The sequence below is a fragment of the Neobacillus niacini genome (assembly GCF_048572935.1).
GTDB classification, from domain to species: domain Bacteria; phylum Bacillota; class Bacilli; order Bacillales; family Cytobacillaceae; genus Neobacillus; species Neobacillus niacini.
In genome coordinates this window covers 3004713-3017738 of sequence record NZ_CP183883.1, presented here as the reverse complement: position 1 = coordinate 3017738, position 13026 = coordinate 3004713, and the positions used below count along the sequence as shown (strand labels likewise).

General features: G+C 36.9%; 16 protein-coding genes. 3 read left to right on the top strand and 13 right to left on the bottom strand.

What is annotated here, in order from left to right; genetic code table 11:
* Positions 1–34 precede the first annotated feature (34 nt).
* The 3 genes from ACN6MT_RS14795 to deoD all read right to left on the bottom strand — a co-directional run bounded on the left by ACN6MT_RS14795 (position 35) and on the right by deoD (position 3266).
* Positions 35–1531, bottom strand: a complete 1497-nt coding sequence (locus ACN6MT_RS14795) for a S41 family peptidase (RefSeq protein WP_419956442.1) — start codon at positions 1529–1531, stop codon at positions 35–37.
* A gap of 128 nt (positions 1532–1659) precedes the next feature.
* Entirely contained in the window at positions 1660–2457 is a 798-nt protein-coding gene (locus ACN6MT_RS14790; protein ID WP_419886865.1) for a M15 family metallopeptidase, read from the bottom strand.
* Between the two features lie 104 nt (positions 2458–2561).
* Positions 2562–3266, bottom strand: a complete 705-nt coding sequence (deoD, locus tag ACN6MT_RS14785) for a purine-nucleoside phosphorylase (RefSeq protein WP_063253024.1) — start codon at positions 3264–3266, stop codon at positions 2562–2564.
* 156 nt (positions 3267–3422) lie between these two features.
* On the opposite strand from deoD, the gene ACN6MT_RS14780 reads away from it, so the two are divergent.
* Positions 3423–3557, top strand: coding sequence for a hypothetical protein (locus ACN6MT_RS14780; protein WP_283861149.1), 135 nt, complete (start codon positions 3423–3425; stop codon positions 3555–3557).
* Positions 3558–3596: 39 nt separating this feature from the next.
* On the opposite strand, the gene ACN6MT_RS14775 is transcribed toward ACN6MT_RS14780, so the two are convergent.
* The 4 genes from ACN6MT_RS14775 to ACN6MT_RS14760 form a co-directional block, all read right to left on the bottom strand.
* Entirely contained in the window at positions 3597–3905 is a 309-nt protein-coding gene (locus ACN6MT_RS14775) for a YodL domain-containing protein (RefSeq protein WP_419886864.1), read from the bottom strand.
* 99 nt (positions 3906–4004) lie between these two features.
* Positions 4005–4775: a sporulation protein gene (locus ACN6MT_RS14770; RefSeq protein ID WP_419886863.1), complete on the bottom strand. Its 771-nt coding sequence runs from the start codon at positions 4773–4775 to the stop codon at positions 4005–4007.
* Positions 4776–4788: 13 nt separating this feature from the next.
* Positions 4789–5550 (bottom strand): serine/threonine protein kinase, encoded by a 762-nt coding sequence (locus tag ACN6MT_RS14765; RefSeq protein ID WP_419886862.1) that lies wholly within the window; start codon positions 5548–5550, stop codon positions 4789–4791.
* Between the two features lie 391 nt (positions 5551–5941).
* On the bottom strand, positions 5942–6115 hold the full coding sequence (locus ACN6MT_RS14760; RefSeq protein WP_081954691.1) for a YozD family protein: 174 nt from the start codon (positions 6113–6115) through the stop codon (positions 5942–5944).
* 179 nt (positions 6116–6294) lie between these two features.
* On the opposite strand from ACN6MT_RS14760, the gene ACN6MT_RS14755 reads away from it, so the two are divergent.
* Positions 6295–6462 carry a hypothetical protein gene (locus ACN6MT_RS14755; RefSeq protein ID WP_157411755.1) on the top strand — a complete coding sequence of 56 codons (168 nt, stop codon included), beginning with the start codon at positions 6295–6297 and terminating at the stop codon, positions 6460–6462.
* 3 nt (positions 6463–6465) lie between these two features.
* Here ACN6MT_RS14755 and ACN6MT_RS14750 read toward each other — a convergent pair whose 3' ends face one another.
* Together ACN6MT_RS14750 and ACN6MT_RS14745 are read right to left on the bottom strand one after the other, a co-directional pair.
* Complete coding sequence (locus ACN6MT_RS14750; protein ID WP_419886861.1) at positions 6466–7176, bottom strand: hypothetical protein; 711 nt, start codon at positions 7174–7176, stop codon at positions 6466–6468.
* A 124-nt stretch (positions 7177–7300) separates the two neighbouring features.
* Positions 7301–7522: a YozE family protein gene (locus ACN6MT_RS14745; protein WP_235847105.1), complete on the bottom strand. Its 222-nt coding sequence runs from the start codon at positions 7520–7522 to the stop codon at positions 7301–7303.
* A 175-nt stretch (positions 7523–7697) separates the two neighbouring features.
* Here ACN6MT_RS14745 and ACN6MT_RS14740 point away from each other — a divergent pair, with 175 nt between their 5' ends.
* Positions 7698–8801 (top strand): AI-2E family transporter, encoded by a 1104-nt coding sequence (locus ACN6MT_RS14740; RefSeq protein WP_419886860.1) that lies wholly within the window; start codon positions 7698–7700, stop codon positions 8799–8801.
* Between the two features lie 37 nt (positions 8802–8838).
* On the opposite strand, the gene ACN6MT_RS14735 is transcribed toward ACN6MT_RS14740, so the two are convergent.
* The 4 genes from ACN6MT_RS14735 to ablB all read right to left on the bottom strand — a co-directional run bounded on the left by ACN6MT_RS14735 (position 8839) and on the right by ablB (position 12995).
* A complete protein-coding gene (locus ACN6MT_RS14735) occupies positions 8839–9117 on the bottom strand; it encodes a YokU family protein (protein WP_419886859.1) in 279 nt (92 codons plus the stop codon).
* 9 nt (positions 9118–9126) lie between these two features.
* Positions 9127–10560: a lysine 2,3-aminomutase gene (gene ablA / locus ACN6MT_RS14730; RefSeq protein WP_419886858.1), complete on the bottom strand. Its 1434-nt coding sequence runs from the start codon at positions 10558–10560 to the stop codon at positions 9127–9129.
* Between the two features lie 133 nt (positions 10561–10693).
* The gene (locus ACN6MT_RS14725) at positions 10694–12079 is read right to left on the bottom strand and encodes a sigma-54 interaction domain-containing protein (protein ID WP_419886857.1); all 1386 of its coding nucleotides are present in this window, start codon (positions 12077–12079) and stop codon (positions 10694–10696) included.
* 58 nt (positions 12080–12137) lie between these two features.
* Positions 12138–12995, bottom strand: a complete 858-nt coding sequence (gene ablB / locus ACN6MT_RS14720; RefSeq protein WP_419886856.1) for a putative beta-lysine N-acetyltransferase — start codon at positions 12993–12995, stop codon at positions 12138–12140.
* Positions 12996–13026: the final 31 nt, after the last annotated feature.

Genomic DNA, 13026 nt, shown 5'->3' with positions numbered 1-13026 from the left:
AAAAGGCCTGAACCTTATGGTCCAGACCTCTTCCTTATTTCATTTCCTCTTTTAGAACTTCAATTGCCTTTTGAAGCTGAGTATCATTTGTTTCAATCATTTCTCTCAGTTTTTCCATTAATTTAATAGTGGAATCCCCTTTTAATACTCCATCAGCAGGTAAATTATTAGCAGTTTGGAAACTGCTTACAGCTTCTTGTGTCTTCTCATCAAAGAAGCCATCAACACGACCTGGGTCAAACCCGATTGCTTTAAGCATTTTCTGTGCTGTTTCAACTTCTGAGGAAGAACTAGATAACTTCAGCTCTTTATCCGGATTTATAATTGGTAAAGATGCGTACTCCGGAAGCGGAACTTCGAAGTCTGGCTTAATACCTTTTTTATGAATCCAATTACCATTTGGCGTCAGCCATTTTGCAGTTGTAAATTTAATATTTGATTTATCAGAGAAATCCTTGGCTGTTTGAACGGTTCCTTTCCCAAAGGAAGTTTCACCAATAAGCTTTACTCCAGCAGATTCACTTACAGCACCAGCAAGAATTTCAGACGCACTGGCACTGCCTTTGTCAATTAATACGACTAATGGGAAGTCAGGATTTCCATCATTTTGTGAAGGATACTCCTCTATTTTCCCATTACGATCTTCTACTTTTAATATCAATTTTCCTTTTGGTACAAACATACTTGAAATACTAATGGCTTCATCTAGTAATCCGCCCGGGTTTTGGCGTAAATCTAAGACTAACCCTTTCATGCCTTCCTTCTGAAGTTCATTTAACTTTGCAGCAAGGTCTTTGGATGTATTAGTAGAGAAACTGGTTACGTGAACCTTAGCAATACCATCGCCAACCATTTCCCCATAAACCGTTTCAATTGGAATATCATCACGAATAATCGGAACTTTTACCGGGGCATCCGTTCCTGGCCGTTGGATAGTCAACTCAACCTTAGTGCCCTTTTTACCACGGATAATGGTTACTGCTTCTGTCGAGGTCATTCCCTGCAGGCTTTTTCCATCTACTGCCATAATGATATCATTCGGTTTCAATCCTGCTTTTTCTGCAGGTGATCCTTTGATAGGTGAAACTATGGTAATATGTCCGTCTTTCTCTTGAATTTCCGCACCAATGCCTTGGAAAGATGAATTGATAGAGCTATGGAAGTTTTCTGCTTCCTCCACGCTCATATAGTCTGTATATGGATCATCTAGGGCCTTTACCATACCATCAATTGCCCCATTGATTAGTTTCTTTTGGTCAAGCTCCTGGAAATACCCGCTCTTTAATGTATCGTAGGCTTCGTAAAGTTTATCAAATTCTGATCTTTCGGTACCTACAGTTATAACTTTTTCTTCTCCGAATGATAGAGCAAATGTAGTAATTCCTGTAGATAATAATACAAGGAAAAACAAAATCAATATAAAATGAAATTTCTTAATGTGCATATATCCGGATTTTTTATCTGTTACTTGTTCTTGTTCAAGATGTTCTTGTTCAAAATTTTGTTCATCCAAAACCCTCACCACTTTCATTGTCAAAAAATAATATGTAAAACTAGCCCTTAAAGATTAGAATAACATCTTTTACTAAAAAATAAAAAAGAAATGTTACTCCTATAAAAAACCGACACATCCTGCCTTAGACGTGCCGTACTGTATCTTTACATTTTCTTTACTTCGTTAAAATACTCCTCTAACGTCCAATTATGTTCGTACATAATTGTTGCTGCCTTTATTCCTACATAGCGAAAATGCCAGGGTTCATACATATAGTTGGTTATGTCCATTTTTTCTTTCGGATATCTTAAAATAAATCCAAAGCGATGAGCGTTTTCTCTGAGCCATCTTCCTTCTGTTGTGTTAGCGAAAGCTTCATTTAAGTATAATTTATTGGATTTGCTGGATATATCCATCGCCAGCCCTGATTGGTGCTCACTCGCGCCTGGATTAGCTACTGCCTCAGCAGCTTTTTCTATCCCAACTCTATTTACTTCAGCTTCAAACAACGATTGTTGCCTGCTATAGGAACGGTATCCCGATATCGCATAAAGCTCAATTCCGTTATTCTTTGCATTAGAAAACATCTTCTCTAAAGCAGCTGCTGCTTCTTTTCTCATTAAACTTTTTTCTATTTCCACATTGCCAAATGAAAATTCCACATTTGGTCTCACCAAATCTTGTGGTATATAATCTTCAGGCAGGTAAAATTCTTTGTTTACCAGCGCCAAGACATTGGTAGAATTTTGAATTACATTTTTGCCGTCTACCTCTTTTATTTCATTGAAAAATATCGATTCTAAACTTAGTGGATCATTTATTGGCGCATTATCATTTGACTGCTGATTCTTTCCAGATTCATCTGCAGTAAAAGGAAGCTTATTTAGAAGAGAATTGATTTGACTGCAGCCGCTAATTAGTATAGTTGAGATACCTATCGTTAATAAAATTTTCCAACCCATATTTTCACCTATCTATCTTTCTTTGTCCTTTTTGCACTATATCTATTTTTCCCAAAAAGGTCAATAAGAAAACCCCTTTCAAGTAGCGAAAGAGGTCATTTTTCCTATTCCTTTGTTGCTGCTTCTAAAGCAACTTCAATCATATCATTAAATGTTAATTGTCTCTCTTCAGCAGTGGTTTCTTCACCGGTTAAAATATGGTCACTTACAGTTAGAACGGATAATGCTCTGCGGTTAAATTTAGCCGCCAACGTATATAATGCTGTAGTTTCCATTTCAATAGCAAGAATCTGATATTTAGCCCATTTTTCAAGTTCAGCATTGTCATTATAAAAAGAGTCTGCTGTGAAAATGTTCCCTACTTTTAGATTTAAACCTTTTTCCATTCCTGCATCATAGGCCTTTTTAAGCAAATCAAAGTTAGCACATGGAGCAAAGTCGACCCCTCCAAAGGTCAAGCGATTCATGTTTGAATCAGTTGAACTTGTCATGGCTAAAATAACGTCGCGAACTTTTACATCCTTTTGGATGGCACCACAAGTCCCGACACGAATTAAATTTTGAACATTATAGCTATTCATTAATTCATTGACATAAATTGAAATAGACGGAACTCCCATTCCTGTTCCTTGTACAGAAATTCTTTTTCCCTTATACGTACCAGTGAAACCAAACATATTTCTAACTTCGTTATAACATTTCGCATCCTCTAAAAAGGTTTCCGCAATATATTTAGCCCTCAGTGGGTCTCCGGGCAATAATACCGTTTCTGCAATTTCATTTTCCTTCGCGCCAATATGTACACTCATCTTAATATCCTCCATTCATTTAAGTGAAGTGATTACCTCACACTTGTCAATATATCATAACCATTTTCGATTGAAAAACCTTTGATTGAAATGGTCATGATTTTTTTTATTTGTGGGAAGCTATTTTTAGATTATCCAAAGGAGGTATCTTACATTATGGGAAAAAAGCATAGAGCACAAACAAATCGACCAAAGAAAAATAATCACATTCCACCCGAGGCAATCATAGCAGAACATGAAGCACACGCAAAAGAAAATAGTGCTGCTGGGGGAAGAAAGAGCAGAGGCTAAAACACAAACAAAACCTAAGGAATTACTCCTTAGGTTTTGTTATCTTATATGAATTCGATTTACAGGCTGCCAGCCGCCTGGCTTTAATTGGTAATAATGCTGTCCGCCACGACCTTCATCAATTAATATGATATCTCCAGTGGAAAGAAATCTTCCTTGATAATTTGTCGGTATTCGATCGGTAACATTAAAGAGACTAAATGTTTCCTGTAAGCAGCTTTCATGGTTACTCGCACGAATGAAGGTACGGTAAACTTGTTTATACCCTTTATATTCTCTGTATTTTGGAGTTTGAAAGATTGTCACATCATATTGAATAATAGCTCTTTTGGTTATCGCCTTGATCATCTTATCCCCTCCAATCATTAAAATAATTGTCATTACTTTAATAATTAGAGATGAACATGGCAAAATCCTCCATAGAAATTCGTCTTTTTTTGTCGACGATTAAGAATATCTCTGAATAACGCTTTGGATTTGCTGTTGAAGATTAGGAATATCTGCAGAAGTTACCGTTAATCTTACATTGGTTTCGTCCAAACCAGCTGCTTCTGCAAATAATCCGCCCAACCCTCGAGCACGACGATCAACCTGTAATAGTAATTCAAGTGCACCATTTCCAGCTGGCCGCAGCACTACCTCTAGCTCATCTAATCTTCCACGGAAAGGTCCAGAGGTCGGAACATATTCAAATTCTTGCACAAAAGGCAGACGACCCCGTAATTTGTATGAGGCCTCTTCACAATCCGCCTCACGCAAACGGAAACCAAGACTATCAACTGCATTAAAGATTCCGGTCATTAATTGATTAGGCACAACTTGAATATAGTCTTTATCACCAGGATCCACTGCATTTTTAATATCTAAACCTGTGGTAACCCATATTTTTGACCTTCCAATTGACAGCGGCGTATCAAGTGGAAGCTGGAAGGAAAAAGGTATTTCCTTTCTCTCATTTTTTCCAATTGTAAAAGGACTGGTAATTCGGAAACGATCAATAGTAGCTGTCACATTATACTTTTTATCATCTGATTCTTTCAAATAGGTAGTATTTAATGATAAATAGATATCATCTACTTGCTGGTCTACCTTTCCACCTTTAATTTCTACTACACCGTTAACGGTCTCTCCAGGCATATACCTATCCCTCTCAAGCTTTGTGTCAACCGTAGCAGACCCAATTCCTACACTTGCAAATACTTTGTCAAAAAAAGACATTCTCATTTCCTCCTTATTTCCCAATTATTTTTTTTATATCAGCCTTTACTTGCCGGCAGTTCTCATAGCATTCTTCTATTTGTAAGAGCCTGCTTATGATGTGCTTTGCTGTATTTGATATCTCCAATTCTTCTTCCCAGCTGCTTTCTTTCTTTTTTTTAGGAAAGGAATAGTTAGAATAAAGTAAAAACAGCAAAAAATGACCAAGACCATAAAGATCACTTTGAGGATTTATTTCTTTACGCAAATTTCTTTTTATTTTTCTGTGCTCACCCACACCTTGATCATATTTCCTTGCAAGGCCTAAATCGATAAGCACGATCTCAGAACCAGTTGCAATTACATTGGGGATCCGAATATCCCGGTGAACAAGCCGCTGTTCATGTAAATAGTTTATAAGCTCTAGTACATCATTGGCGATATTAAATGCTTCTAGTTTAGAATACTTATGACCTTCTTGAAAGATTAATTGTTCAAAATTCTTTCCTTTAATATATTCCATTGTATAAAAAGGAATATTTTTGTGTAGGCCATCTTCGAAATACTTCGGAAATCCAGGATGATTGATTGAATGAAGCAGCTTTTTTTCGATTTCAAATGAGTTTCTTCCTGACTGCGTCACTCTTTTATGGATTCGTAACGCTTTTAGCACTTTCTTTTGTTGCGACAATCGATCATATACTAAGTAACTATTTCCGTAACTTCCCACACCTAGATGGTTTATAACTTGGTAGCGGTGAGCAATGGTTTCATTATGCTGAAATCGGCTTTCCATTATGTTAGCGGCCAATAAAGTTATTCGTTTAAGCATATAAGTATCTAACTGCTAAAAAAGCTCGAAAAGAAACTGCCGCTCTTATGTTTCTTTTTATAGTGTTTGTGGCCTAAATGTTTATGTTTATTGTGGTTCATTTTTTTCCAAGCATTACTTGAATGTGAATATTTTGGATGATGAGATTTACTTCCTAGAATTGACTTTAGAATCTTTTTTAGCAACATCATTCCTCCTCAACCTCGTTGTATGTAATACGCTAAAGAAATAGGAAAGTTTCACCCAATAAAGAAAAAAGTTTAGAAATTTTCCGCAAACAAAAAGCGAGCAGGTTCCAATGCTCGTCTTTCGTTACTTCTTATTAAAAAGATGAAAAAGTATCGTGATATTTTACCTATTCATCTTCTACTTCTTCGTCGATAATACTTTTCTCGATGAGATACTCGAAGGTGATATCAGCGATTTCTTCCAATTCTTCTTCCGTAGGAACGTATCCTCTTTTCACCAGCTCATGAAAGAAAAATTCAGCAATTTCTTCCGTATCAATAAATACTTCAATTTCTCTCATAGCATCGCCCCCTTTTTACAGAATGTATGATGATTTCTGCCCATTCATGCTATTTACTTCTAGAAGAATCGGTAAATATTCTAAACCTTAAACATAGGAGCAAAATAAAAGAATAAAGATGTCTTTTTTTCTAAGGACAAGCATAGGATGAATAGAAACAACAATTATGAGGTGATAGTATGTCAAATCTACAAACAAAATTTGAAGCTATTATTGAAGACGTAAATCAGGAGGATGGATTGATCATCACTGCCTTTGAGAAAATCTTAGAAGGTCTATTTTTTCTAATTAAATGGGGTGGAATTCCTTTGGTCCTTTATTTATTATTGTCCATATCCGGCTGGTAGAGGCTAAACATGGCTTTTACCATCGTCATTGGCGACACTTTTTAATTTTCTCAGAATAACACGCATCACTTGATAATACTCCTGGTCGTTAAACATGGTATATAGAATTTTGTAATCATTAAATATATCTAATAAATGATCAATGAGCTGTTTTTTTTCCTTTTTTCGTTCAATTTCTTCAAGTTCTGCTTTTCTGACAATGTTTTTTTGTGTTTTTGAAATCGCGACTTGCTGCTTCTCTTCATTATTGACTAAGTAAAGAAGCCCTAACTTTTGAATAAAGGTGTCCGCACTCTCTGCGTCTGCAACGAGTGTCATTTCTTCTTCACCCGCTTCCAGCCATTCCCCATCACTAATCCTAGATAGTTCGTATATTACATCTTCCCATGCATCTTCTTTGTAGCGCCAAATTTCTGTTCGAAACCCGACAATCTTAAACAAATCAGAGCCATATCCAGCCACCTGTACTAAATCTCCGAAAAAGAATTTGTATTCGATATCAATTTGTTCCTGTTCCACCAAAGTTCCTTCATATTCTGAAAGAAGTTGCAGTCCTGATTCAACAAAAAGACCATCACTTTTATTTACTTCGTATACATAATTTCCGTCAATCAACTTGACATCTGTTACTTTACCAACTGTACCATACATCGTTATCACGACCGTATCACCGACCTTATACTTCGGTATATTCCTTCTTTTCATATCCTCCATCCTCTCAATGATGAGTCGTGAATTTTGATTACAATAGTATATGCACACTTCGATGTATCGCGCACAATGAAGAAAAAGAAAAATCGCCTCTTTTTGCAGAGACGATTCTAAGAAATACATTATTTTATTTTCTTTCCGATAACAAATAAATTTGCCATGCGTCATCAAATATGGTCATGGACTCTAGGTAATGTCCATTTAATTCAAGGTAGGAGCTTAGTTCATTGTAATCTTGAGATGTTTTTGGAAAGCTGTGATCCAAAAAAGCTTCATTTGCAAACACACTAATCGCATCCTTTGGTTCAGGGTGCCGATATTTCATTAAAAAGTGGTAAAATGATTTAATCATACATTGCGCCTTTCTTTTCTTTGTTAGGTAAGATATTGTTAAAAATACTATAACCGACGCATGAATCTACGTCCAGAGTCTTATTAATAAACCGGTCTAAAGAATGATTGGTATAAATTACATATAATTGATATAATTTTACCAAATATATTAAGAAACAGAGGTACAAACATTGGCAAAGAAAAAATTTCAATATTGGTTAATTCAGGTCTTACTAATTTTAACCATCATTTGGGTTTCAACCAAGATATCATTCTTATTTGAACCAATCGGAATCTTTTTTTCAACCATCTTTTTCCCCATTCTGATTACAGGCTTTCTTTATTTTTTACTTAATCCAGTTGTTAATTTCTTGCAGCGTCATAAAGTGCCTAGACTACTAGCGATCATTATCATATATGTTGTATTCATTCTCCTTTGTGTACTTGCGATTGGAAATTTAATTCCGGCTATTACAAAACAATTTACCGCACTTTCTAACGAGCTTCCCGTATATGCAGACAAAACGATGAAGTTTTTTGACAGTGTCGTGAAGTCATCCCAATTTAAATGGGTAATGGATGAGCAAAAGGATATTCTCGAGACTGTACAGGAAAGACTAATAGAATTTGCAAATACCCTGCCAAACACGATAACTGGCAGCATAACCAATATACTGGGTGTAATCACCAATATTGCCATTATACTTGTAACAGTTCCATTTTTATTATTCTATATGTTTAAAGATGGGCATAAGTTCCCTACAGCGATATCGAAATTTCTTCCAACTGCATATAGAGAGGAAGGTTTATCGATTTTAAAAGAGACTGGGGAAACTCTCTCTGCCTATATTCAGGGACAGGTTACTGTAGCTTTGGCAGTGGGTACACTGGCATTTATCGGCTATTTGATCATAGATTTACCATTTGCACTGGTCATGGCCTTAATCGTAGCTTTTACCAACATTATTCCTTATATCGGTCCAATTCTTGGAGGAGCACCAGCCGTCATTGTAGCTTTGTTTGATTCACCTACGAAAGCATTATTAGTAATTGTTGTTATCCTCATCGCGCAGCAGATTGAAGGTAATGTATTATCACCGCTTATTCTTGGAAAAAGTTTAGATACCCATCCAGCAACGATTATCATTATATTATTGGCTGCTGGAAATCTGGCCGGAGTACTTGGGATGGTACTTGCAATTCCATTCTACGCTGTTATTAAAACCATTGTTTTAAACCTGGTTAAATTTTTACGTGCTAGAAAAAACGCTGCTAAATCAGTTCAAACAGAATGATAAAAGAACCCCTATCAGCAGCAGATAGGGGTTTTGATTATGAAAAGTCAAAATAATTCCTCTTCAACAGTCTGGGAAGTGCCATTAACTCTTTATAGCTGATGGTTTTTCCAATTTTTTTCGTATTAATCAGGAACAATTGATCCTCAATTTCCTTTGTGATTTCATCTGTTTGATAAGTCATCTTACATTCTTTACAAGCAACCGCCGGCGTCTCGGTAATTTGAATCGCTCTAGTTCCATCCGGAAGCTCCCAATAAACTGTATTTTCTCCCTTTTCGGCCTCCTGACCACACCATTCGCATAATAATCTCATATCATCCCTCTATTCCTTTGAAGCTGTATCCATATCTGAATCACTTTTTTCAGAAGTTGATGGTTTATTTTGTAATGCCTGAAATTTCTTTTCTTTCAATTCATCACGTTTACTTCGTTTGTCCTTTAATGTGGAATGGTTAGGATTTTGATTGTATTCTTTACGGCGATTTAGTCTTGTCAGCCCCTCTGGAACAAGATTGAAATGCTGGTCATTCATAATTCCTGCAATCCCTATATTTGACTGTTTTTCCTCCATATCTGGGTAAACTTCTTTGAAATAGCCCTCTGCTGTTCCAGGTTTATAATTTTCTGGTTCAGGATAAGAGGTAATGACTCCTTCAAAGTTTCTGAGAACAACCTTTTCCGCACTTTGTGAAATTAAATAATTCGGCTGTAGTGAAATTTTCCCGCCGCCGCCAGGACCATCTAAGACAAACGTAGGTACTGCATAGCCGCTTGTGTGACCACGCAAACCTTCGATAATTTCAAGACCTTTGGAGACTGGTGCCCGGAAATGCCCAATTCCCTCGGACAGATCACATTGATAAATATAATATGGACGAACACGTATTTTAACAAGGTCATGCATAAGCTTTTTCATAATTGGAACACTGTCGTTGATTCCAGCTAAAATGACCGATTGATTCCCGACTGGGACACCTGAATTAGCGAGCATTTCACAAGCCTTTTTGGAATCCTCGGTAATTTCAATAGATGTATTAAAATGAGTATTCAACCAAATTGGATGATATTTTTTTAAAATGTTACAGAGGTTTTCAGTAATCCTCTGAGGAAATACAACAGGTGCCCTAGTTCCAATCCTAATTATTTCAACATGATCAATCTCGCGTAGATTCTTTAAAATATATTCAAGAATATTATCATTAATGAGAAGCCCATCTCCGCCAGATATTAATACATCTCGTACTTGCGGCGTTTGACGGATATAGTTAATCGCGGCATCAAGCTGTTTCTTTGGAACGCCCATCCCGATTTGTCCTGAAAAGCGTCTCCTTGTACAATAACGGCAATACATTGAGCATTGATTGGTGACGAGAAACAGAACACGGTCAGGATACCGGTGTGTTAAGCCGGGAACGGGTGAATCTTCATCCTCATACAAAGGGTCTTCAAGATCATACTTCGTTTTATGGATTTCTTTAGAAATCGGAACAGACTGCATTCTAATTGGGCAGCGTGGGTCATCAGGATTCATTAGTGAAGCATAATACGGTGTTATATTCAGTGGAATCGTCTTAGTTGAGATTCTAACTCCCTCTTCTTCATCTGGAGTTAAATTAATTACCTTTTTTAAATCCTCTAATGTTCGAATAGTATTGGTCAGCTGCCACAGCCAATCATTCCATTGATCCTCACTTACATCTTTCCAAAGCTCTATATCTTTCCAATGCCTATCCGGCTTATATAAATTTTGTTTCATGTGTATTTCCTCCTTACCCTGCTTTACTTAAATATTATGCAAGAATTGTGCCAATGCACTTAGTCCGGGTAAGGATAGGTTATTTTGCTTTTCAATTGAGGTTCACAAAAAGAAAACGCCGAATTTTCGGCAGTTATTCACGTATCTTTTTGATTTTATATTGTAAGGTTTGTCTTGGAATCTCCAACAACTCGGCTGCTTGTTTGATATTTCCCGCTGATTGATTGAGCGCAGTGTCGATCAGCTTTTTTTCTAGCTCTTCTACATTTTTTCTTAAGGATAACTGGTAGTCACTATTTTTATATCCTGCTGCTTGCTGTTTCATCATAATTGGCAGGTCTTTCATTTGCAGGATTTCGTCATTGCATACGTTCATCATGTATTCAATCGTATGCTTCAGTTCCCTTACATTACCAGGCCATGGATGACTCAAAAAGAAATCTTCCACTTTTTGCTCGACTCCATGAATTCGTTTATTCAATGTCTTATTAAAAAACTCAATGAAATATTGTGTCAAATATAAGACATCTTCTTTACGTTCCCGTATAGGCAGCAGCGAGAAGGTAAACACATTAAGACGATAATAGAGATCCGAGCGAAGCTTATGACTTTGAAGTGCATCATTTGGATGAACATTCATTGCAGCAATGACACGCACATCAACCGATATGTTTTGCGAGCTTCCGACCCTTCGTACCATGCCATCCTCTAAAACACGCAATAACTTTGCCTGAAGCTCCATTGGCATTGTATGAAGCTCATCGAGAAACAGTGTTCCGCCATCCGCCAGTTCAAATAGCCCTTTTCTCTCAACCGCTCCTGTGTAACTGCCTTTTGCGGTACCAAATAGAATACTTTCCAGCAGTGTTTCTGGGATGGCTGCACAGTTTTGCGCAATAAACGGACCATCACCTCGATGGGATGCATGATGAATTCCTTGTACAAATAACTCCTTGCCCGTACCACTCTCACCATATACTAGAATCGGAGAATCTGATTTTGCCAATCGACCTGCTTCTTCCTTAGTGCTTAAAAAAACTACATTTACACTCTTTAAATCATCTAACGTATATTTAACGTTCTTTGTCGTTTTTTTCTTACTGATTTTATTAACATTCCTTTGTAAATCCAATAGGCTTTCTGCTAATTGCTTCATTCGCGAATAATCTTTTGCAATCTCAACTGCGCCAATAATCTCTTTATCTACAAGTATAGGAAGTGTTGTATTAATCGTATCAATTTGTTTTCCATGCATATTAACATAAACCTGTGTTTGATTATAGATAGGTTTACCGGTTTTAATCACCCGGAGCAGGGTGCTTGAATTTTCTGTTAAGGAGGGAAAGGCGTCTAAAAGATGTCTGCCCTGGACTTCCTTCACATCCATGCCATCATGTCGTGCTGCAACTTCATTATAAAAAATGGTTTTGCCATCAGTATTGACGACATGGATTCCCTCATCAATCGATTTCAGAATGGCTGAAAGTACCTCCTGTGTTAGCGCGGTTAATTGAACCACGGTTTTGATCACCTCTTAACCAAAAAGTGCCGAAAAATCAGCTCCTAAAGCCAAAATATTAGCAGCTTGCCAGATTCTTCACCCACATATTCATATTTTCAAGCTTGTCATAGATATAGCAGTTATTCATTAGTCGACCGCGATACTTATAACCGAGTTGGAATAATACCGCATTCATTCCAAAAGACAAACTCCTCGCAATCGAGTAGGCACAAAATATCCCCTGCCTTCTCAGTTCGTCCTCTAACTCACCGAGGATAATTTTCATAAGCCCATACTTTCGATGGTCCTTTAATGTTGCACAATCAGTTAATTCCGCATTTTTATAAAAGGAATTTATTTCGGCAGAAGCAGCACTTACAATCTTCCCCTGGTGAAAGAAAACGTAATAAACAGTCCCTTCCTTCATGGTCTTTTTCACATATTCCGGTTCATGTAATGGTGTAGGGTAGATTTGAAACACTTCGCGGTACAATGCCGAAAGCTCTTCGGCACAAGATTCATCTGCTCTCTTTAACTCATACTCTTTTGGCGGATAGGGTTTATTGATAGTTGTATCTAATTGGTAAATGCTCTGAATCATTCCGTCCTCTGTAATCCAATGGTCATTTTTCTTTCGTTCCATAGTATAAAACTTCGAAAAAAAATGGGCATTCGATCCAAGAAAATAACGATCCACTACAGCTTCCGGCTGAAAGCTTTTTTCGAATAGGTGTAAAAAGTCTTCTGAACGCGCTTTCATAATTAATTTTTCCACTTGATGCTTGTGTGCTAACTCCTCCGTTCTTTCCAGCAGTAAATGTAAATTTCCACGGTAATCATCAATTCGAATTCTTTTATTAAAAGGATCAAGATAAACTTCTAAAAAGAAATTACTCTCTTCCATTATCATAGTGGAGGAACTTTGATTCATCATTTAGACTCCTTTCCGAAAAGCAGGTGAAAAA

Bases quoted from the DNA above. Each gene is read 5' to 3' on its own strand.
- ACN6MT_RS14795 (WP_419956442.1), bottom strand. From the start codon at position 1,531: ATGAAAGTGGTGAGGGTTTTGGATGAACAAAATTTTGAACAAGAACAT.
- ACN6MT_RS14790 (WP_419886865.1), bottom strand. From the start codon at position 2,457: ATGGGTTGGAAAATTTTATTAACGATAGGTATCTCAACTATACTAATT.
- deoD (WP_063253024.1), bottom strand. From the start codon at position 3,266: ATGAGTGTACATATTGGCGCGAAGGAAAATGAAATTGCAGAAACGGTA.
- ACN6MT_RS14780 (WP_283861149.1), top strand. From the start codon at position 3,423: ATGGGAAAAAAGCATAGAGCACAAACAAATCGACCAAAGAAAAATAAT.
- ACN6MT_RS14775 (WP_419886864.1), bottom strand. From the start codon at position 3,905: ATGATCAAGGCGATAACCAAAAGAGCTATTATTCAATATGATGTGACA.
- ACN6MT_RS14770 (WP_419886863.1), bottom strand. From the start codon at position 4,775: ATGTCTTTTTTTGACAAAGTATTTGCAAGTGTAGGAATTGGGTCTGCT.
- ACN6MT_RS14765 (WP_419886862.1), bottom strand. From the start codon at position 5,550: ATGGAAAGCCGATTTCAGCATAATGAAACCATTGCTCACCGCTACCAA.
- ACN6MT_RS14760 (WP_081954691.1), bottom strand. From the start codon at position 6,115: ATGAGAGAAATTGAAGTATTTATTGATACGGAAGAAATTGCTGAATTT.
- ACN6MT_RS14755 (WP_157411755.1), top strand. From the start codon at position 6,295: ATGTCAAATCTACAAACAAAATTTGAAGCTATTATTGAAGACGTAAAT.
- ACN6MT_RS14750 (WP_419886861.1), bottom strand. From the start codon at position 7,176: ATGGAGGATATGAAAAGAAGGAATATACCGAAGTATAAGGTCGGTGAT.
- ACN6MT_RS14735 (WP_419886859.1), bottom strand. From the start codon at position 9,117: ATGAGATTATTATGCGAATGGTGTGGTCAGGAGGCCGAAAAGGGAGAA.
- ablA (WP_419886858.1), bottom strand. From the start codon at position 10,560: ATGAAACAAAATTTATATAAGCCGGATAGGCATTGGAAAGATATAGAG.
- ablB (WP_419886856.1), bottom strand. From the start codon at position 12,995: ATGATGAATCAAAGTTCCTCCACTATGATAATGGAAGAGAGTAATTTC.